The organism is Klebsiella sp. JB_Kp042, from assembly GCF_040065275.1.
Lineage (GTDB): Bacteria > Pseudomonadota > Gammaproteobacteria > Enterobacterales > Enterobacteriaceae > Klebsiella > Klebsiella quasipneumoniae.
The window spans coordinates 1-18,174 of the sequence record NZ_JBEAJL010000031.1 but is presented as its reverse complement, the minus strand read 5'-3'; the positions used below and the strand labels follow the sequence as shown (position 1 = coordinate 18,174).

Below are 18,174 nucleotides of genomic sequence, written 5' to 3'. Positions count from 1 at the left end.
CGGGAACGTCTCAGCGATTTTGAGGCCGCCAGCACCGGCAGTTTCAGCAAGGCTGGTGAATAAATTAACGACAGGTCGCACGAACCCTCCAGGCCGGGTAAGGCGCAGCCGCCACTCGGCAAAACAACCATGTAACAGCGTTGTTTGGAAGGTAATCAATACTTTCCCGGCGGCGCGGCGCTTGCCGGGTCTGCGAGGTGTATGCCTGGGAGAGGACCCTGTAGGCCGGGTAAGGCGTAGCCGCCACCCGGCACAAAATCGACTCCGTGCCCGCAGTCCTTGCCCGGCGGCGCGGCGCTTGCCAGGCCTACAGCTACGTGTATTTATTTGATATGTAAGTGTTATCTGATAAAGATGAGTGTAGCGCCACCTGAAAAACACGTGGCGCCGCAGGTAGCCCGGATAAGGCGCAAGCCGCTATCCGGGGGAAGATTAACTGAACAGGGCGGTGATGGAGGCGCTGGCGAGGGAATGGAAATGGACGTTAAAGCCGACCATTGCACCGCTGGCCTCGGCATCCACCTCAATTTTCTCAACGTCCAGGGCGTGGACGGTAAAGATATAGCGGTGGGTCTCGCCCTTCGGCGGCGCCGCGCCGCCGTATCCCGCCTTGCCAAAATCGGTACGGGTCTGAACGGCCTCTTCCGGCAGCTCCGCCTGACCGGAACCGGCCCCCTGCGGCAGGACGCGCGTATCCGCAGGCAGGTTAGCCACCACCCAGTGCCACCAGCCGGAGCCGGTCGGCGCATCCGGATCGTAGCAGGTCACCACAAAGCTTTTGGTTCCTGCGGGCACATCATCCCACATCAGATGCGGCGAAATATTGTCGCCATCGTAGCCCATGCCGTTGAAGACGTGACGATTAGGCAGCTTACCGCCGTCCTGGAGATCGTGACTGATCAGTTTCATGCTTCATCCTCATTGATAATGCGCTGATTAACCAGGAAGTGTAGCCTGCACCACGACGCAATTCCGCTATTTATTCGCTAAAAAATGTTTCGTCCTGCACCGCCAGGTTAACGGCGCGGGTCAGGCGGGACAGCTGTTCAGGCGTGATGATATACGGCGGCATCAGGTAGATCAGGCGGCCAAACGGTCGGATCCACACCCCCTGCTCGACGAAAAAGCGCTGCAGGGCAGCCATATTGACCGGGCGACAGGTTTCAACCACGCCAATAGCGCCCAGCACGCGGACGTCGGCGACCAGGGCGGATCCCCGCGCCGGAGCCAGCTCGGTCTGCAGCTGGGCTTCAATCGCCGCCACCTGCCGCTGCCATTCGCCGCTCTCCAGCAGGCGCAGGCTTTCGCTGGCCACCGCGCAGGCCAGCGGGTTGCCCATAAAGGTTGGGCCGTGCATAAAGCAGCCGGCTTCACCGTTGCTGATGGTTTCCGCCACCTCGCGGGTGGTCAGCGCGGCGGAGAGGGTCATGGTGCCGCCGGTCAGCGCCTTGCCCAGACACAGAATATCGGCGGCGATACCGGCGTGCTCGCAGGCGAACAGCTTGCCGGTGCGGCCAAAGCCGGTGGCAATCTCATCGGCGATCAGCAGTATCCCTTCCCGGTCGCACATTTTACGCACCCGCTTCAGCCACTCCGGATGGTACATCCGCATCCCGCCCGCGCCCTGAACGATCGGTTCGAGGATCACCGCGGCGATGTCGTGACGGTGCGCGGCCATCAGGCGGGCAAAGGGCACCATATCCCTTTCATCCCACTCGCCGTCAAAGCGGCTCTGCGGCGAGGGGGCAAACAGGTTATCCGGTAGATAGCCCTGCCACAGGCTGTGCATCGAGTTCTGCGGATCGCAGACTGACATCGCGCCGAAGGTATCGCCGTGATAGCCGTTGCGGAAGGTCAGGAAACGACGACGCGGTTGGCCTTTCGCCTGCCAGTACTGCAGGGCCATTTTCATCGCCACCTCAACCGCTACCGAACCGGAGTCGGCGAGGAAAACGCACTCCAGCGATTGCGGAGTCATTGCCACCAGCTGACGACACAGCGCCACCGCCGAGGGGTGAGTGATCCCGCCGAACATCACGTGCGACATCTGGTCGATTTGCGCTTTCATCGCCGCATTAAGACGTGGGTGATTGTAGCCGTGGATCGCCGCCCACCAGGAGGACATACCGTCAATCAGCTGTTCTCCGCTGGCGAGGGACAGCTCGCAACCGTGGGCGGAAACCACCGGGTAGACCGGCAAGGGGGAAGTCATAGAGGTGTAGGGGTGCCAGATGTGGCGCCGATCGAAGGCGAGATCGTCCAGGGTCATAAGCGACTTGTAAACCATTTTGAAAACATTTAGGTTTACAAGTCTACACTGAACTTACTTACAATGAAACGTACACAAAATATTTCCCGCAGCATCGAGGCGGCAAGCGAGAACATCCCCAGCAGCATAGTTCACTATCTGACAGGGGTGTGCGAGTGCAGCCAACAAAGAGGCTGTGTGAAACAGGTAGTGTACGACCTTTGGAGAGGAAAATGGCTCGCCAACCCCGCTGGACAATGTCGCAAGTTACGGAATTATTTAATAAACCTCTGATCGACCTGCTCTTCGAAGCGCAGCAAATCCACCGTCAACACTTTGATCCGCGCCAGGTGCAGGTCAGCACCCTGCTGTCGATCAAGACCGGCGCCTGCCCGGAAGATTGTAAATATTGTCCGCAGAGCGCGCGTTATAAAACGGGTCTCGAAACCGAGCGCCTGATGGAGGTCGAGCAGGTTCTGGAGTCCGCCCGTCAGGCAAAAAACGCCGGCTCCACGCGTTTTTGCATGGGAGCGGCGTGGAAAAACCCCAACGATCGCGATATGCCCTATCTGGAGCAGATGGTGAAAGGGGTGAAGGCTCTGGGGCTGGAGTCGTGCATGACGCTCGGCACTCTGACCGACAGCCAGGCGCAGCGCCTGGCCGAGGCGGGCCTCGATTACTACAACCACAACCTTGATACCTCGCCGGAATTTTACGGCAACATCATCACCACCCGCACCTACCAGGAGCGCCTGGATACCCTGGACAAAGTGCGTGACGCCGGGATCAAAGTCTGCTCCGGCGGTATCGTCGGGCTGGGGGAGACCGTGAAAGACCGCGCCGGCCTGCTGCTGCAGTTGGCCAACCTGCCCACGCCGCCGGAAAGCGTGCCCATCAACATGCTGGTAAAAGTCAAAGGTACGCCGCTGGCGGATAACGACGACGTCGACGCTTTCGATTTTATTCGCACTATCGCCATCGCGCGCATCATGATGCCCACCTCTTACGTGCGTCTCTCCGCCGGCCGCGAGCAGATGAACGAGCAGACCCAGGCGATGTGCTTTATGGCCGGGGCGAACTCCATTTTCTACGGCTGCAAGCTGCTGACCACGCCGAACCCGGAAGAGGACAACGATCTGCAGCTGTTCCGCAAGCTGGGGATCAACCCGCAACAGACGGCGGTGCTGGAAGGCGACAATGAGCAGCAGCAGCGTCTGGAGCAGGCCTTACTCACCCCGGACACTGAGGAATATTACAACGCGGCGGCGCTATGACCTGGCAGCAGCGAATCGATCGGGCGCTGGACGAGCGACGGGCGGCGGATGCCCTTCGCCGCCGCCTGCCGGTGACGCACGGCGCCGGGCGCTGGCTGGAGCGGGAAGGGGAGCGCTGGCTTAACTTCTCCAGTAATGACTATCTCGGCCTGAGCCAGCATCCGGCGATTATCGCCGCCTGGCAGCAGGGGGCGGAACGTTATGGCATCGGTTCCGGCGGCTCGGGACACGTAAGCGGCTATAGCGAGGCCCACCGTGCGCTGGAAGAGGAACTTGCCGACTGGCTGGGCTACCCGCGCGCATTGCTGTTTATCTCCGGCTTTGCCGCCAATCAGGCGCTGATCGCCGCCCTGGCGGATAAAGAGGATCGGATTGTGGCCGACCGCCTGAGCCACGCCTCCCTGCTGGAGGCGGCCAGTCTGAGCCCGGCGCAGCTACGCCGTTTCGGCCACAACGATCCGCAACATCTCGCTCAACTGCTGGCTAAGCCGCTGGCGGGCGAACAGTTGGCGGTCACCGAAGGCATTTTCAGCATGGACGGCGACAGCGCGCCGCTGGCGGCCATTCACGCCGCGGCGCAGGCCGCCGGGGCGCTATTGCTGGTGGATGACGCCCACGGTGTCGGCGTGGTCGGCGACGAAGGACGCGGGAGCTGCGCCGCGCAGGCGGTGCGCCCTGAGCTGCTGGTGGTTACCTTCGGCAAGGCGTTCGGCGTCAGCGGCGCGGCGGTGCTGTGCGATGACGCGCTGGCCGATTATCTGCTGCAGTTTGCCCGCCATCTGATCTACAGCACCGCGATGCCGCCCGCCCAGGCGGTGGCGCTGAGCGCCGCGCTGCAGGTGATACGCAGCGATGAAGGCCAGCGCCGCCGCGACACCCTGGCCGCCCGTATCCGTCAGTTCCGCTCGGGGATGGGCGAGACGTCGCTGGGTTTGACCGACTCCGTCAGCGCGATCCAGCCGCTGATCGTCGGCGATAACGGCCGGGCGCTGAGCCTGGCCAGCCGTCTGCGCGACGCGGGCTGCTGGGCAACGGCGATCCGTCCACCGACGGTGCCGGTCGGCAGCGCTCGTCTGCGCCTGACCCTGACCGCCGCCCATCAGGCTGAGGACATTAACCGTTTACTGGAGGTGCTGCATGGCCACGGTGAATAAGCAGGCGGTCGCCGCGGCGTTTGGCCGGGCGGCCAGCGGCTATTCGCAACATGATGAACTGCAGCGGCGCAGCGCGGAACTGCTGCTGCGCCAGCTGGCGCGTCGCGATTTTCCCCGGGTGCTGGATGCCGGCTGCGGCCCAGGCAGCATGAGCCGCCGCTGGCGTGAGGCGGGCAGCGTGGTGACCGCGCTGGATCTCTCCCCCGGGATGCTGGCCCAGGCGCAGCGTAACGACGCCGCCCAGCATTACCTGCTGGGCGACATTGAGGCGCTGCCGTTGCCCGATGCCTGCGTCGATCTGGCGTGGAGCAATCTGGCGGTGCAGTGGTGCGACGATCTGCGCGCAGCCCTTGGCGAGCTGTACCGGGTGGTGCGTCCCGGCGGCAGCGTGGCGTTTAGCACGCTGCTGGCCGACTCGCTGCCGGAGCTCAATCAGGCGTGGCAGGCCATCGACGACCGGCCGCATGCCAACCGTTTTCTCAGCGAAGCGGCGGTGCGCGAGGCGCTGAGCGGCCTGCGGGCGTCCGGTGAGGTGCATCAGATTAGCCTGCCGTTCGTCGATGCGCTGAGCGCCATGCGATCGCTGAAGGGCATCGGCGCCACCCATTTGCACCAGGGGCGGGCATCGGCCCCGCTTAGCCGCGGCAAACTGCGCGAGCTACAGCTGGCCTGGCCGCAGCGGCAGGGCGTCTGCCCGCTGACGTATTCTCTTTTTACAGGAGTCATTGAGCGTGACTAAACGTTTTTTTGTCACCGGGACCGACACTGAAGTCGGGAAAACCATCGCCAGCAGCGCCCTGCTGCAGGCGGCGAATCAGCTGGGTTTTCACACCGCCGGCTATAAGCCGGTGGCTTCCGGCAGCGAGCTTACCGCCGCCGGGCTGCGTAATGAAGACGCGCTGGCGCTGCAGCGTCATAGCCGGGTCGCGCTGCGCTATGAGCAGGTTAACCCGTATACCTTCGCCGAGCCGACCTCACCGCATATCATCAGCGCCGACGAAGGACGGCCGATCGCCGCGGCGAGGCTCTCCAGCGGGCTGCGCAAGTTAGAACGCCTCGCCGACTGGGTGCTGGTGGAAGGGGCCGGCGGCTGGTTTACGCCGCTTTCGGAAACCCTGACCTTCGCCGACTGGGCGCAGGCGGAGCAGCTGCCGGTGATTCTGGTGGTGGGTGTTAAGCTCGGCTGCATCAACCACGCGATGCTTACCGCCCAGGCGGTACGTCAGGCGGGGCTGCCGCTCGCGGGGTGGATCGCCAATGACGTGCTGCCGCCGGGCAAGCGCCACGCCGAGTATCTGGCGACGCTGAAAAACCGGCTGGCCGCGCCGTTCCTCGGTGAAATACCGTGGCTTGCCGATATCGCGCAGCGCGACGATCTCGGCCAGTATCTGGACCTCAGGGCGCTGGATCCGGCGTCATCCACTGCGCCAGCAGCGGTTCATCCAGCGCCATAATATCGCCTTCGGCGACGTTACGGCCCCGGTGCAAAACACAGAAACGATCCGCCACCCGGCGGATAAAGGGCAGGTGCTGCTCGGCGAGCAGCACCGTCAGGCCGATATCGCGATTCAACCGCAGCAGCAGATCCGCCAGCTTTTGCAGACAGCGCGGCCCTCTGCCGCGCGAGGGTTCATCAAGGATCAGCAGCCGCGGCTGGACAATCAGCGCCCTGGCCAGCGCCAGCTGGTACTGATCGTCGTCGCTCAGCGAGGCGCCTTTGCGTTGCCGTAGGGCATAGAGTTCGGGAAAATGTTCATAGATTTCGCCGCCGCTGGCGTTAGCCCCGGGTTTCCCGGCCGCGAGGGCAATATGTAGATTCTCTTCCACGCTGAGCTGGGAGAAGATGCGTTTATCCTGCGGCACATAGCCGATACCGATGGCGCTGCGCGACTGGGCCGACAGGGTGGTGAGATCCTGCGGCGGGGCGCCAATGTCATGCCAGGTCATCCGGCCGCTGGCCACCGGCAGGTGCCCGGCAATGCAGTTAACCAGGGTGGTTTTTCCCATGCCCTCGCGTCCCAGTACGCCAATGCACTCCCCCGGGCGTAGTACAAGATCGACATTCCACAGCGAATGCTGGTTGCCGTAAAAGTGATTTACTGCCTGTAAATTCAACATGGACGTTTTCTCCTTATCCTGGCGTCAGGGCGACAGAAAGATGCTGCAAAACTCTTGCCAGGAAAAAGAACGCTCGGAAAAAAACGCTAAACGCCGATACCATCAGGCACAGCCAGCGCCGGGGCTGCACTTTTCCGGTGCCCGACGCTAAAGGGTGGTGCAAAAAGCAGCAAAAATCGAGCGGCTTTAAGCGGATAGTTATCAAAAATAGTTCGATAAAAATTTTTCGCCGCGCGGTTTAAGCCGCCAGACGATTTGCGCCGGGCGGCGGCGGTCTTGGGCTGCAGACAGTTATCCACTATTCCTGTGGATAACCTTGTGTATTAGAGTTAGAAAACCTGCGGTAAGCTAGAGCGTACGCGGCTTGCGGCTGAATTGGCGCGAAAGGCGTCTTTTCTTTAAAAGCATTAAATATCAGATTGTTAGATAAAATCAATGGGTGTAAGAAAAGCGTCATCTTCTGCCATAAAACTTTCACCCGTCCGCTTGACAAATGTTAAAAGGTAAAAATTTCTGGGGATAACCCTGACGGCCGGAGGATTATTCCGCCCGGCGCGCGTTTTATATCCCGGTTGCCGGCAAAAAAGGCCAAATCGTGGCGCTATCATAATCACGTACTGTTTAAATATCCAGTATATTTTGTTGGCAAAAAACGGCCCGAGGGGTAGAATTAAACACCGGCCGCTAAATCTTTTTCAGGTTCTGATTGATGAGTAAATCGTTTGTTCTGCATTCCGCCTTTCGCCCCTCCGGAGACCAACCGGAAGCCATCCGCCGCCTGGAAGAGGGGCTGGAGGATGGGCTCGCGCATCAAACGCTGCTGGGGGTCACCGGCTCCGGTAAAACCTTTACCATCGCCAACGTGATTGCCGATCTGCAGCGGCCGACGATGGTGCTGGCACCAAACAAAACCCTGGCGGCCCAGCTCTACGGCGAGATGAAAGAATTTTTCCCCGAGAATGCCGTCGAGTATTTCGTCTCCTACTACGATTACTACCAGCCGGAAGCCTACGTCCCCAGCTCAGATACCTTCATTGAGAAGGACGCCTCGGTAAACGAACATATCGAGCAGATGCGCCTGTCGGCCACTAAAGCGCTGCTTGAGCGGCGCGATGTGGTGGTGGTGGCCTCGGTCTCGGCTATCTACGGCCTCGGCGACCCGGACCTGTATCTGAAAATGATGTTGCATCTGACGGTGGGGATGCTGATTGACCAGCGGGCGATCCTGCGCCGCCTGGCCGAGCTGCAGTATACCCGCAACGATCAGGCCTTCCAGCGCGGCACCTTCCGCGTGCGCGGCGAGGTGATCGACGTCTTCCCGGCGGAATCCGACGATATCGCCCTGCGCATTGAGCTGTTTGACGAAGAGGTTGAGCGCCTGTCGCTGTTCGACCCGCTTACCGGCCATGTGGAATCGACGGTGCCGCGCTACACCATTTATCCCAAGACGCACTACGTGACGCCGCGGGAACGCATCGTCCAGGCGATGGAAGAGATTAAGCTGGAGCTGGCGGAGCGGCGCAAGGTGCTGCTGGCCAACAACAAGCTGCTGGAAGAGCAGCGCTTAACCCAGCGCACCCAGTTCGACCTCGAAATGATGAACGAGCTGGGCTACTGCTCGGGCATTGAAAACTACTCGCGCTTCCTCTCCGGGCGCGGGCCCGGCGAGCCGCCTCCCACCCTGTTCGACTACCTGCCGGCAGACGGCCTGCTGGTGATCGACGAATCCCACGTCACGGTGCCGCAGATCGGCGGCATGTACCGCGGCGACCGGGCGCGCAAAGAGACGCTGGTGGAGTACGGCTTCCGCCTGCCGTCGGCGCTGGATAACCGGCCGATGAAGTTTGAAGAATTCGAAGCGCTGGCGCCGCAAACCATCTACGTGTCGGCGACCCCCGGCGCCTACGAGCTGGATAAATCCGGCGGCGAGGTGGTGGATCAGGTGGTGCGTCCGACCGGTCTGCTGGACCCGATCATCGAAGTGCGGCCGGTGGCCACCCAGGTCGACGACCTGCTGTCGGAGATCCGCCTGCGCACGGCCATCAACGAGCGCGTGCTGGTCACCACCCTCACCAAGCGGATGGCGGAAGACTTAACCGAGTACCTTGAGGAGCACGGCGAGCGGGTGCGCTATCTGCACTCGGATATCGACACCGTCGAACGTATGGAGATTATCCGCGACCTGCGTCTTGGCGAGTTTGACGTGCTGGTGGGGATCAACCTGCTGCGTGAGGGGCTGGATATGCCGGAGGTGTCGCTGGTGGCGATCCTCGATGCGGACAAAGAGGGCTTCCTGCGCTCCGAACGCTCGCTGATCCAGACCATCGGCCGCGCGGCGCGCAACGTCAACGGCAAGGCTATTCTGTACGGCGATAAGATCACTCCCTCGATGGCGAAAGCCATCGGTGAGACGGAGCGGCGACGGGAGAAGCAGCAGCGCTACAACGAAGAGCATGGCATCGTGCCGCAGGGGCTGAACAAGAAAGTGGTGGATATCCTGCAGCTGGGCCAGAGCCTGGCGAAAACCAAAGCCAAAGGGCGCGGTAAAGCGAAGGCCGTCGAGCCTGCCGGGCTCAGCGGCGTGGATATGACGCCAAAAGCGCTGCAGCAGAAAATCCACGAGCTGGAAGGGCAGATGATGCAGCACGCGCAGAACCTCGAGTTCGAAGAGGCGGCGCAAATTCGCGACCAGCTGCATCAGCTGCGCGAACTGTTTATCGCCGCCTCCTGAGTGTTGGCGCATACCGCCGGACGGGGATAGGCGAGGGGGCAGTGAAGGTACGGCGCTGCGCTGACCGTTCCGCAGCCAGATAACCCACGGCGGAGAAGAAAAAAGGCCGCAAAGCGGCCTTCTTAATGTTTGCTTAATCTCGCCAGGCGACACTATCCTCAACCTGATGAGGATAGTGCCCATGCAAAAAATCAACTTCCGTGAATATCTGGCGGTCGCCACCGCCCTGGTCATTATTGTTGCCTTCTTCCATCAGTGGGTGCTGACGTTCTGACCCGCACGCCGCGGGAATAACACCCACGCGCGGACCCCTGGCCCCGGCTGGCGGTTATGCAAAAAGAACTGGGCGTCATGCAGCTGAGCAATGCGCGTGACGATGCTCAGTCCAAGCCCTATGCCGCCGTAGCGACTGTCCATGCGTACAAAGGCCTTACTGAGTTCGCCGCTTTTCGCCTCATCAATTCCCGGTCCTTCATCTTCCACTGCCATCACCGGCATCAGACCCGCTTTCACCGACACGCGGATCGTCGACCCTTGCGGGCTGTAGCGATGGGCATTCTCCACCAGATTGCGCAGAATGACGCGGATGAGCGTCGCGTCGCCAGAGACGACGGCCTCGCTTTCGACATCCGTCAGCAGCAGCCGTTGCTGGCGCTCGGCCAGCATGGTCTCCAGCTCATCCTGCAGCGGTTTGACCACGTCATCCAGCAGCAGCACCTGCTGATAGCTGCCGGCGGAAAAGGACTGACCGACGCGTGCCAGCTGCAGCAGCTGCGAAATGCTGGTGGTCATCTGGTCGAGGCGCTGGATCAGCGGGTCGACGCCCATGCCATGCACTTTCGCCAGCAGCTCAAGGTGCAGCCGCAGCCCGGCCAGCGGGGTGCGCAGCTCATGCGCCACGTCGGCGGTAAACAGCCGTTCGCGGTCAAGGGTCAGATTGAGGCGGGAAACCAGCTGATTCAGGGCGGTGGTCACCGCCGTCACCTCAGGTACCGATTCGCTGAGCACGATGGGGGTGAGGTTGTCCGGCGTGCGACTCTCCAGCTCGCTTTGCAGACGTGAAAGCGGGCGGGTGATTTTGCGTACCGCCAGCATGCTGATATACAGCGCCAGACCCACGATCAACAGGCTCGGCACCAGCAGGCTGGCGACCGCTTCCCTTACCTCATGCTCCACATGCTTCTGATTGTTGTGCCCTTCGATGGCGCTGGCCACCAGCAACTGGATCTGCTCTTTGCTCTCATGCCATAGCCAGAAGACGCTGATCAGCTGACAGACCACCAGAATGGCGCCGATGGTCAACAGCAGCCGGTGGCGCATGGTCCAGTTTTCGGTTGCAAACAGAGCCATGGTCTATTCCGTCTCGTTGTGGTTAGCCAGCATATAGCCGAAGCCCCTGACGGTGCGGATCCGCGATTTGCCAATCTTATCGCGCAGGTTGTGGATGTGCACTTCCAGGGTATTGGTCGCTGGCTCATTGTCCCAGCTGTAGATATCGTTGTAGAGGATCTCGCGATGTACCGGGCTGCCGGCTTTCATCATCAGTCGCGATAGCAGGGCATACTCCTTCGGCGTCAGATCCAGCGCCGTCTCACCGAGCCACACCTGGCGACGGGTGACGTTGAGGCGCAGGTCGCCGACGCTGATTTCGTTATCGCCCTGATTATTATGCCGACGGAGCAGGGCGCGAATGCGCGCGTTCAGCTCTTCCAGGGCAAAGGGTTTCACCAGATAGTCATCCGCGCCGGTGTCGAGACCGCTAATGCGATCCTCAAGGGTATCGCGGGCGGTGAGGATCAGCACCGGCTGGGTCATTTTCTCCCGTCGCATGCGGGCGAGAAAATGCAGGCCGTCTTCGTCCGGCAGGCCAAGATCGAGCACGATCAGGCTATAGTGATTGCTGGCCAGCGACAGCGCCGCTTCGTGCGCTGTGGAGACGCCGTCGCACACGTATCCTTCACTTTGCATCGCCAGGATTAACCCCTGCAACAGCAGCGCATCGTCTTCAATGACTAAGATTTTCATCAACCAGCCTCTCTACATGGCGTTAAAATATCATCTGCCGCCTGGTACTCGTGGGTGCTGACGCCGAGCAGGCCGAGCAGGGTGGAGAACAGATTATCCTGCGAGTAATTCTCTTTTTTCGCTCGCTGCTGCAGACACTGCGCGGAAATGCCGTAGCGTTGCTGGTAGTCGGCAGAGAGCCACATCACCATCGGCACGTGTTTCTGCGTATCCGGCGCGATAGAGTATGGCAGACCATGCAAATAGACCCCATCTTCCCCTAACGACTCGCCGTGGTCGGAAAGATACACCAGGCTGGTAGTGAATTTGTCCTGTTTCGCCTGCAGGAGTTTTATCGCTTTATCCACCACGTGGTCGACGTACAGGATGGTGTTGTCATACGTGTTGGTCAACTGCTCCCGGGTACAGCCCTGGATCTCATTGGTGTCGCAGGTTGGGGTGAATTTTTTGAATTCAGCCGGATAGCGATTGTAGTACGTCGGCCCATGGCTGCCGATGGTATGCAGCACAATAATGCCATCCTGTTGCAGGTTATCGATATAGCTGTCGAGATGATGGAACAGCACGTCATCGTAGCACTCGCCGTCGATGCACTGCCCGGTTAGCTTCAGATCGGTCACGTTCTGATGCGGTACCCGATCGCAGGCCCCCTTGCAGCCGCCATCGTTGTCGTTCCACAACACCTGAATGCCGGCGCGCTGCAGAATATCCAGCACCCCTTCCTGATGATGGGCCAGCTCTTCGTCATAGTGCGCGCGCGGCATGTTGGAGAACATGCACGGCACCGAGACCGCCGTGGCGGTTCCGCAGGAGGTGGTGTGCGGGAAGTAGATCACCCCGTCCTGTTGCATCAGCGGGTTGGTGTCGCGCGGATATCCGCCCAGCGAGAAGTTGTCCGCCCGGGAAGTTTCGCCCAGCACCACAATCGTCAGGTTCTTACGGGGACCGTTATGCATCACCGGTTTCTGTTTGGCATCTTCGCCAATCTTCACCAGCGGCAGGTTGTCCATGCGATGGTGCGCATACCAAGAGTTCACCGCCACAATGCTGTTGGAGGGGCTCAGGGATTTCACCAGCTCCTTGTTGTTGCGAAACAGCGAGGCATAGTCTTTATAAAAGAGGACGGCAATCAGGACGATCAGCAGCGCGGAGGCCACCATATTCACCAGGCGCCAGGCCACGCCGCGCCATAGCGTGGCCGGTTTACGAATTTTAACCCACCAGGCGACCAGCACCGCCAGCACCCCGGAGAGGCCAAGGACAACGATCATTTCGCCGGAGAGCAGGGCAAAGCTCTCCGCTGGGGTGGTGTCGAGGATGTTGGTGATCATGCTGCGGTCGATCACCACGCCGAAGCTCCAGATGAAGTACTGCGCCGATGCGCTGAGCAGAATAAAAAGGCTAATCACCAGCCGGTCAAGCTTGAGGAACGAGGCGAGGGTGGTGAGGATATTCATCACGCTGAATGCCACCAGCGGCATACTCAGAAACACCAGCGCGGTGTGCAGGTTGTTCACCGGCAGCAGCGTATACGCCTGGCGGTAGAAGGCGAGGTTAAGAAAAAGCCCGATATAGACCGCGAAAATAATCAGATAAGTCGTGCGGCTGACGACCGGCCGACGCAGAGGCAATAACGACATAGTACATACCCACAGGAAGAGATAAGGGTATAGTGCCAGCTCTGTTTTAAGACAACCTTAAGATTTTAAGGTGCGCCGAAAGCCGAGCCTTCGGCGCGCAGGATCAGCCCGGCAGCTGGAGCGCTTTCTCCAGCGCCCCGCGAAGCAGCGCCCGGTCATGGCGATAGGGCACGTCGCTGGCTTCCAGCGGCGTCTGGATCACCAGCCGGTCGTCGATGCCGCTGATATCGGCTTTTGGGCCGGCGATGACTGCATCCACCACCCGCTTGCCCACGTAGCGCTCCATAATCGCGATGCGCTCCGCCAGCGACAGCCTCGCGGCCGGGCTGTGCTCTTTGCCGAGGTTATCAATAAACACCATCGGCGCCGGAGTGCGGCGCAGCGCCTGGGCCATCTCGTCAAGCAGCAGGATCGGCAACAGGCTGGTATAGAAACTGCCCGGGCCGATGAGGATCAGATCGGCTTCGGCGATGGCCTCTACCGCCTCGCGGGTGGCCGGTACCGGCGGGGTGAGCATCAGCTCCTGCGGCACACCATCCAGCTGATCGATATTCACTTCACCGTATACTTCATGGCCTTCATGATCGAGCGCCATTAAATCCACCGGTTGTTCCGACATCGGAATAAGAAAAGCGTCCACTTTGAGCAGGTTTCTGATCAAATTGATCGCTTCTAACGGCCGCACGCTGAGGTGATCCAGCGCCTTTAACATCAGATTTCCCAGGTTATGGCCGGAAAGCTCGCCATTGCCGCTAAAACGGTACTCAAACATCGCCGACGCCACGCTCGGCTCGGCGATTAACTGATTGATGCAGTTGCGCATATCGCCCCAGGCAATGCCGCCTTCCGAGCGGCGGATCCGCCCGGTGGATCCCCCGTTGTCGGTGGTGGTCACAATGCCGGTCAGCCGTGAGCCCAGCGAGGAGAGGGAGGACATCACCCGACCCAGACCATGCCCGCCGCCGAGCGCCACCACCCGATCCAGGTCAGCGAATGTACGATTGCGCATAGAAATTCCTTATTTCACATAAACGGCCACACACTACCCGATCTACCCCTAAAAGACGATGGGAGGAGCCCGACAAACTGACCGATATCAAGGCAAAAAGATGATTTATGGCTATTCTGTAACGAAAATGCACGAAGGTAGCGATATATACAAGAATATATAGCGAAATCGCAAATGGCGAAACCGCCTGGAACGCGCTACTATCGGCATAACCTGTTAACACTCTAGCCTCTTCGCCTGTGTCAAAAGATATGGCGGTTTGGCCGCGACGCCGCCGGTTGTCGCCAGGGCGTGGGAAGAAATGACCGCGTCTCCCGTATTTGGAAAGGTGTATATGGCCTCACAGCTTACCGATGCATTCGCGCGTAAGTTTTATTACCTGCGTCTGTCGATTACCGATGTGTGCAATTTCCGTTGCACCTACTGCCTGCCGGATGGCTACAAGCCCGGCGCCGTCAATAACAACGGCTTTCTCAGCGTAGACGAAGTGCGCCGGGTTACGCGCGCTTTCTCCGCGCTGGGCACTGAAAAAGTTCGCCTCACCGGTGGGGAACCCTCCCTGCGCCGTGACTTCACCGAGATCATCGCCGCCGTGCGTGAAAACCCGGCGATCCGTCAGATTGCCGTCACCACCAACGGTTACCGCCTGGCGCGCGATGTCGAACGCTGGCGCGATGCCGGGCTGACGGCGATCAACGTCAGCGTCGATAGCCTCGACGCCCGCCAGTTCCATGCCATCACGGGCCAGGACAAATTCCACCAGGTGATGGACGGGATTGACGCCGCTTTCGCCGCGGGCTTTGACAAGGTGAAGGTGAATACCGTGCTGATGCGCGATGTTAACCATCACCAGCTTGATACCTTCCTCGCGTGGATCCAGCCGCGTCGAATTCAGCTGCGGTTTATTGAACTGATGGAAACCGGCGAGGGCAGCGACCTGTTCCGCCGTCACCATCTCTCCGGCATGGTGCTGCGCGACGAGCTGCTGCGCCGCGGCTGGATCCACCAGATCCGCCAGCGCAGCGATGGTCCGGCGCAGGTCTTTTGTCATCCGGACTACGCCGGCGAGATCGGCCTCATCATGCCGTACGAAAAAGACTTCTGCGCCACCTGCAACCGTCTGCGCGTCTCCTCCGTCGGCAAACTGCACCTGTGCCTGTTTGGCGAAGGCGGCGTCGACCTGCGCGACCTGATGGCCGATGATCGGCAGCAGGCTGCGCTGGAAGCGCGGATCGCCGAAGCCTTAACCCACAAAAAGCAGACCCATTTCCTGCATCAGGGCAACACCGGCATTACGCAGAACCTGTCCTATATTGGCGGATAATCGTATTCGAAAGGAGCATTCAAATGAGCCAGGCTAGCGCTGAGTTTATTCCGACCCGTATTGCTATTCTTACCGTTTCCAGTCGTCGCGGCGAAGAGGACGACACTTCCGGCCACTGGCTGCGTGAGGCGGCGCAGGAGGCGGGGCACCATGTCGTCGATAAGGCGATAGTCAAAGAGAACCGCTACGCCATCCGCGCCCAGGTATCGGCGTGGATCGCCAGCGATGAGGTGCAGGTGGTGCTGATCACCGGCGGGACCGGATTCACCGAAGGGGACCAGGCGCCGGAAGCGCTGCTGCCGCTGTTTGACCGTGAGGTGGAAGGTTTTGGCGAAGTGTTCCGCATGCTGTCGTTCGAAGAGATCGGCACCTCGACGCTGCAGTCCCGGGCGGTGGCCGGCGTCGCCAACCACACGCTGATCTTCGCCATGCCGGGCTCGACGAAAGCCTGCCGCACCGCGTGGGACAACATTATTGCCCCGCAGCTGGATGCCCGCACCCGTCCTTGTAATTTTATTCCTCACCTGAAGAAATAATTTATGTCACAACTGACCCATATTAACGCCGCGGGCGAAGCCCATATGGTGGATGTCTCCGGCAAAGCGGAAACGGTGCGCGAAGCGCGCGCTGAGGCTTATGTCGAGATGCAGGCGACGACCCTGGCGATGATTATCGATGGCAGCCACCATAAAGGCGACGTTTTCGCCACCGCGCGTATCGCCGGGATCCAGGCGGCCAAGCGCACCTGGGAGCTGATCCCGCTGTGCCATCCGCTGATGCTCAGCAAAGTGGAAGTCAATCTGCAGGCGCAGCCGGAACATAACCGGGTGCGCATCGAATCGCTCTGCCGCCTGACCGGCAAAACCGGCGTCGAGATGGAAGCCCTTACCGCCGCCTCGGTTGCCGCGCTGACCATTTACGATATGTGCAAGGCGGTGCAGAAGGATATGGTGATTGGCCCGGTGCGCCTGCTGGCGAAAAGCGGCGGCAAGTCCGGCGATTTTAAGGTGGACGAACGCCATGATTAAGGTTCTGTTTTTTGCCCAGGTGCGCGAGCTGGTGGGTACTGATTCGCTGACTCTCGACGCCAGCGAGCTGGCCACCGTTGAGGCTGTGCGTCAGCAGCTTGCCGCTCGCGGCGATCGCTGGGCGCTGGCCCTGGAGGAGGGCAAGCTGCTGGCGGCGGTTAACCAGACGCTGACCGCCTTTGACCATCCTGTCGCCAGCGGGGATGAAGTGGCGTTCTTCCCACCGGTCACCGGGGGCTGACATGACACAAACTCGTATCGTCGTTAGCCCGGCGCGCTTTAGCGTTGGCGAGGAGTATCTCTGGCTGGCCGAACGCGATGAAGACGGCGCGGTGGTTACCTTCACCGGTAAAGTGCGCAATCACAACCTCGGCGACAGCGTGAAAGCGCTGACTCTTGAGCACTATCCGGGGATGACCGAGAAATCGCTGGCGGAGATTGTCGACCAGGCGCGCGAGCGCTGGCCGCTGGGCCGGGTGACCATTATCCATCGCATCGGCGAAATGTGGCCGGGGGAAGAGATTGTGTTTGTCGGCGTCACCAGCGCCCACCGCGGCAGCGCCTTCGCCGCCGGCGAGTTTATGATGGACTACCTGAAAACCCGTGCGCCGTTCTGGAAACGCGAGGCGACGCCGGAGGGCGAGCGCTGGGTCGACGCCCGCGACAGCGATCGCCAGGCGGCAGAGCGCTGGTAGTGTGATACGCTTACAGAGTGAAACTTTGTTAATCAGGAGAGAGTCATGGACAGATATCCGCGTTCCGATTCAATAGTGCAGGGCCGCAGCGGCCTGCAGACTTATATGGCGCAGGTGTACGGCTGGATGACGGTTGGCCTGCTGCTGACGGCGTTTATCGCGTGGTTTGCGGCTAACACCCCGGCGGTGATGATGTTCGTCTTTTCGAGCAAAATCACCTTCTTCGGGCTGATCATCGCCCAGCTGGCGCTGGTGTTTGTGCTGTCGGGGATGGTACAGCGGCTGAGCGCCGGGATGGCGACCACCCTGTTTATGCTCTATTCGGCGCTCACCGGGCTGACGCTGTCGAGCATTTTTATCGCCTATACCTACTCCTCCATCGCCAGCACCTTTGTGGTCACTGGCGGGATGTTCGGGGCGATGAGCCTTTACGGCTACACCACTAAACGCGATCTGAGCGGCTTCGGCAGCATGCTGTTTATGGGGCTGATTGGCATCGTACTGGCGTCGCTGGTCAACCTGTGGCTGAAGAGCGAGGCGCTGATGTGGGCCGTGACCTACATTGGGGTGGTGCTGTTTGTCGGCTTGACCGCCTACGACACCCAGAAGCTGAAAAATATCGGCGAGCAGATTGATACCCGCGACAGCGCCACGCTGCGTAAATACTCGATCCTCGGCGCCTTAACGCTGTATCTGGATTTCATCAACCTGTTCCTGATGCTGCTGCGTATTATGGGCAATCGCCGCTAACCTCTTTATATCAAGGGGTTGCATCTCAGAACGCCCGGCAAGCGTAACGCCGCCGGGCAAGCATTGATTACCTTTCAGGCAACCCTGTTGCGCCGTTTTTTTGCCGGGTGGCGGCTGCGCCTGACCCGGCCTACGTTCTTACGACCTGTCGTTAATTTATTCACCATTGTTGCTGAAA

The 18,174-nt window shown here is 60.4% G+C and carries 19 protein-coding genes and 1 riboswitch; of the genes, 11 read left to right on the top strand and 8 right to left on the bottom strand.

What is annotated here, in order from left to right; all coding sequences use genetic code 11:
- Window positions 1–432 precede the first annotated feature (432 nt).
- The gene (locus ABLV54_RS11475; RefSeq protein WP_002895575.1) at window positions 433–909 is read right to left on the bottom strand and encodes a kinase inhibitor; all 477 of its coding nucleotides are present in this window, start codon (window positions 907–909) and stop codon (window positions 433–435) included.
- Window positions 910–979: 70 nt separating this feature from the next.
- Entirely contained in the window at window positions 980–2,269 is a 1,290-nt protein-coding gene (gene bioA, locus ABLV54_RS11470) for an adenosylmethionine--8-amino-7-oxononanoate transaminase (RefSeq protein WP_050533139.1), read from the bottom strand.
- A 212-nt stretch (window positions 2,270–2,481) separates the two neighbouring features.
- On the opposite strand from bioA, the gene bioB reads away from it, so the two are divergent.
- From bioB to bioD, 4 genes are read left to right on the top strand one after another with little or no spacing between them, the layout of a single operon-like run.
- A complete protein-coding gene (bioB, locus tag ABLV54_RS11465) occupies window positions 2,482–3,522 on the top strand; it encodes a biotin synthase BioB (protein WP_023288913.1) in 1,041 nt (346 codons plus the stop codon).
- Window positions 3,519–4,676 carry an 8-amino-7-oxononanoate synthase gene (gene bioF / locus ABLV54_RS11460; protein ID WP_348814130.1) on the top strand — a complete coding sequence of 386 codons (1,158 nt, stop codon included), beginning with the start codon at window positions 3,519–3,521 and terminating at the stop codon, window positions 4,674–4,676. The genes bioB and bioF overlap by 4 nt, the downstream gene beginning before the upstream one ends.
- Window positions 4,660–5,415: a malonyl-ACP O-methyltransferase BioC gene (bioC, locus tag ABLV54_RS11455; protein ID WP_048297102.1), complete on the top strand. Its 756-nt coding sequence runs from the start codon at window positions 4,660–4,662 to the stop codon at window positions 5,413–5,415. Before bioF ends, bioC begins: the two co-directional genes overlap by 17 nt.
- Window positions 5,408–6,130: a dethiobiotin synthase gene (gene bioD, locus ABLV54_RS11450; RefSeq protein WP_050532959.1), complete on the top strand. Its 723-nt coding sequence runs from the start codon at window positions 5,408–5,410 to the stop codon at window positions 6,128–6,130. The genes bioC and bioD overlap by 8 nt, the downstream gene beginning before the upstream one ends.
- Here bioD and ABLV54_RS11445 read toward each other — a convergent pair.
- Window positions 6,072–6,794 (bottom strand): ATP-binding cassette domain-containing protein, encoded by a 723-nt coding sequence (locus ABLV54_RS11445; RefSeq protein ID WP_050532958.1) that lies wholly within the window; start codon window positions 6,792–6,794, stop codon window positions 6,072–6,074. The two genes, bioD and ABLV54_RS11445, sit on opposite strands and share 59 nt — an antisense overlap.
- 86 nt (window positions 6,795–6,880) lie before the next feature.
- On the bottom strand, window positions 6,881–7,093 hold the full coding sequence (locus tag ABLV54_RS11440; protein ID WP_032428688.1) for a hypothetical protein: 213 nt from the start codon (window positions 7,091–7,093) through the stop codon (window positions 6,881–6,883).
- Between the two features lie 410 nt (window positions 7,094–7,503).
- On the opposite strand from ABLV54_RS11440, the gene uvrB reads away from it, so the two are divergent.
- The gene (gene uvrB / locus ABLV54_RS11435; protein ID WP_004886127.1) at window positions 7,504–9,525 is read left to right on the top strand and encodes an excinuclease ABC subunit UvrB; all 2,022 of its coding nucleotides are present in this window, start codon (window positions 7,504–7,506) and stop codon (window positions 9,523–9,525) included.
- Window positions 9,526–9,777: 252 nt separating this feature from the next.
- Here the strand turns inward: uvrB and pmrB are convergent, their stop codons facing one another.
- The 4 genes from pmrB to yvcK form a co-directional block, all read right to left on the bottom strand.
- The gene (pmrB, locus tag ABLV54_RS11430; protein WP_023288917.1) at window positions 9,778–10,875 is read right to left on the bottom strand and encodes a two-component system sensor histidine kinase PmrB; all 1,098 of its coding nucleotides are present in this window, start codon (window positions 10,873–10,875) and stop codon (window positions 9,778–9,780) included.
- 3 nt (window positions 10,876–10,878) lie between these two features.
- Window positions 10,879–11,550 (bottom strand): two-component system response regulator PmrA, encoded by a 672-nt coding sequence (pmrA, locus tag ABLV54_RS11425; RefSeq protein ID WP_023288918.1) that lies wholly within the window; start codon window positions 11,548–11,550, stop codon window positions 10,879–10,881.
- Window positions 11,550–13,190, bottom strand: coding sequence for a phosphoethanolamine transferase EptA (gene eptA / locus ABLV54_RS11420; RefSeq protein ID WP_050532957.1), 1,641 nt, complete (start codon window positions 13,188–13,190; stop codon window positions 11,550–11,552). The genes pmrA and eptA overlap by 1 nt, the downstream gene beginning before the upstream one ends.
- Window positions 13,191–13,293: 103 nt before the next feature.
- Window positions 13,294–14,199, bottom strand: coding sequence for a uridine diphosphate-N-acetylglucosamine-binding protein YvcK (gene yvcK, locus ABLV54_RS11415; RefSeq protein ID WP_050532956.1), 906 nt, complete (start codon window positions 14,197–14,199; stop codon window positions 13,294–13,296).
- A 208-nt stretch (window positions 14,200–14,407) separates the two neighbouring features.
- Window positions 14,408–14,546: riboswitch (molybdenum cofactor riboswitch) on the top strand.
- Here yvcK and moaA point away from each other — a divergent pair.
- The 6 genes from moaA to ABLV54_RS11385 all read left to right on the top strand — a co-directional run bounded on the left by moaA (window position 14,534) and on the right by ABLV54_RS11385 (window position 17,996).
- Entirely contained in the window at window positions 14,534–15,523 is a 990-nt protein-coding gene (moaA, locus tag ABLV54_RS11410; RefSeq protein ID WP_017900173.1) for a GTP 3',8-cyclase MoaA, read from the top strand. (Overlaps the previous riboswitch by 13 nt.)
- 23 nt (window positions 15,524–15,546) lie before the next feature.
- Window positions 15,547–16,059, top strand: coding sequence for a molybdenum cofactor biosynthesis protein B (gene moaB, locus ABLV54_RS11405; protein WP_023288921.1), 513 nt, complete (start codon window positions 15,547–15,549; stop codon window positions 16,057–16,059).
- A gap of 3 nt (window positions 16,060–16,062) precedes the next feature.
- Window positions 16,063–16,551, top strand: coding sequence for a cyclic pyranopterin monophosphate synthase MoaC (gene moaC / locus ABLV54_RS11400; protein ID WP_004886142.1), 489 nt, complete (start codon window positions 16,063–16,065; stop codon window positions 16,549–16,551).
- Complete coding sequence (gene moaD, locus ABLV54_RS11395) at window positions 16,544–16,792, top strand: molybdopterin synthase sulfur carrier subunit (protein WP_004886145.1); 249 nt, start codon at window positions 16,544–16,546, stop codon at window positions 16,790–16,792. The genes moaC and moaD overlap by 8 nt, the downstream gene beginning before the upstream one ends.
- A 1-nt stretch (window position 16,793) precedes the next feature.
- Window positions 16,794–17,246 (top strand): molybdopterin synthase catalytic subunit MoaE, encoded by a 453-nt coding sequence (gene moaE, locus ABLV54_RS11390; RefSeq protein WP_004886150.1) that lies wholly within the window; start codon window positions 16,794–16,796, stop codon window positions 17,244–17,246.
- Window positions 17,247–17,291: 45 nt separating this feature from the next.
- Window positions 17,292–17,996 (top strand): Bax inhibitor-1/YccA family protein, encoded by a 705-nt coding sequence (locus tag ABLV54_RS11385; protein WP_032455204.1) that lies wholly within the window; start codon window positions 17,292–17,294, stop codon window positions 17,994–17,996.
- Window positions 17,997–18,174: the final 178 nt, after the last annotated feature.

Coding starts and splice junctions, on each gene's coding strand:
- pmrA (WP_023288918.1), bottom strand. CDS start 11,550: ATGAAAATCTTAGTCATTGAAGACGATGCGCTGCTGTTGCAGGGGTTA.
- bioF (WP_348814130.1), top strand. CDS start 3,519: ATGACCTGGCAGCAGCGAATCGATCGGGCGCTGGACGAGCGACGGGCG.
- bioA (WP_050533139.1), bottom strand. CDS start 2,269: ATGACCCTGGACGATCTCGCCTTCGATCGGCGCCACATCTGGCACCCC.
- moaB (WP_023288921.1), top strand. CDS start 15,547: ATGAGCCAGGCTAGCGCTGAGTTTATTCCGACCCGTATTGCTATTCTT.
- moaA (WP_017900173.1), top strand. CDS start 14,534: ATGGCCTCACAGCTTACCGATGCATTCGCGCGTAAGTTTTATTACCTG.
- yvcK (WP_050532956.1), bottom strand. CDS start 14,199: ATGCGCAATCGTACATTCGCTGACCTGGATCGGGTGGTGGCGCTCGGC.
- ABLV54_RS11475 (WP_002895575.1), bottom strand. CDS start 909: ATGAAACTGATCAGTCACGATCTCCAGGACGGCGGTAAGCTGCCTAAT.
- ABLV54_RS11445 (WP_050532958.1), bottom strand. CDS start 6,794: ATGTTGAATTTACAGGCAGTAAATCACTTTTACGGCAACCAGCATTCG.
- eptA (WP_050532957.1), bottom strand. CDS start 13,190: ATGTCGTTATTGCCTCTGCGTCGGCCGGTCGTCAGCCGCACGACTTAT.
- moaE (WP_004886150.1), top strand. CDS start 16,794: ATGACACAAACTCGTATCGTCGTTAGCCCGGCGCGCTTTAGCGTTGGC.
- pmrB (WP_023288917.1), bottom strand. CDS start 10,875: ATGGCTCTGTTTGCAACCGAAAACTGGACCATGCGCCACCGGCTGCTG.
- bioB (WP_023288913.1), top strand. CDS start 2,482: ATGGCTCGCCAACCCCGCTGGACAATGTCGCAAGTTACGGAATTATTT.
- moaC (WP_004886142.1), top strand. CDS start 16,063: ATGTCACAACTGACCCATATTAACGCCGCGGGCGAAGCCCATATGGTG.
- bioC (WP_048297102.1), top strand. CDS start 4,660: ATGGCCACGGTGAATAAGCAGGCGGTCGCCGCGGCGTTTGGCCGGGCG.
- moaD (WP_004886145.1), top strand. CDS start 16,544: ATGATTAAGGTTCTGTTTTTTGCCCAGGTGCGCGAGCTGGTGGGTACT.
- uvrB (WP_004886127.1), top strand. CDS start 7,504: ATGAGTAAATCGTTTGTTCTGCATTCCGCCTTTCGCCCCTCCGGAGAC.
- ABLV54_RS11385 (WP_032455204.1), top strand. CDS start 17,292: ATGGACAGATATCCGCGTTCCGATTCAATAGTGCAGGGCCGCAGCGGC.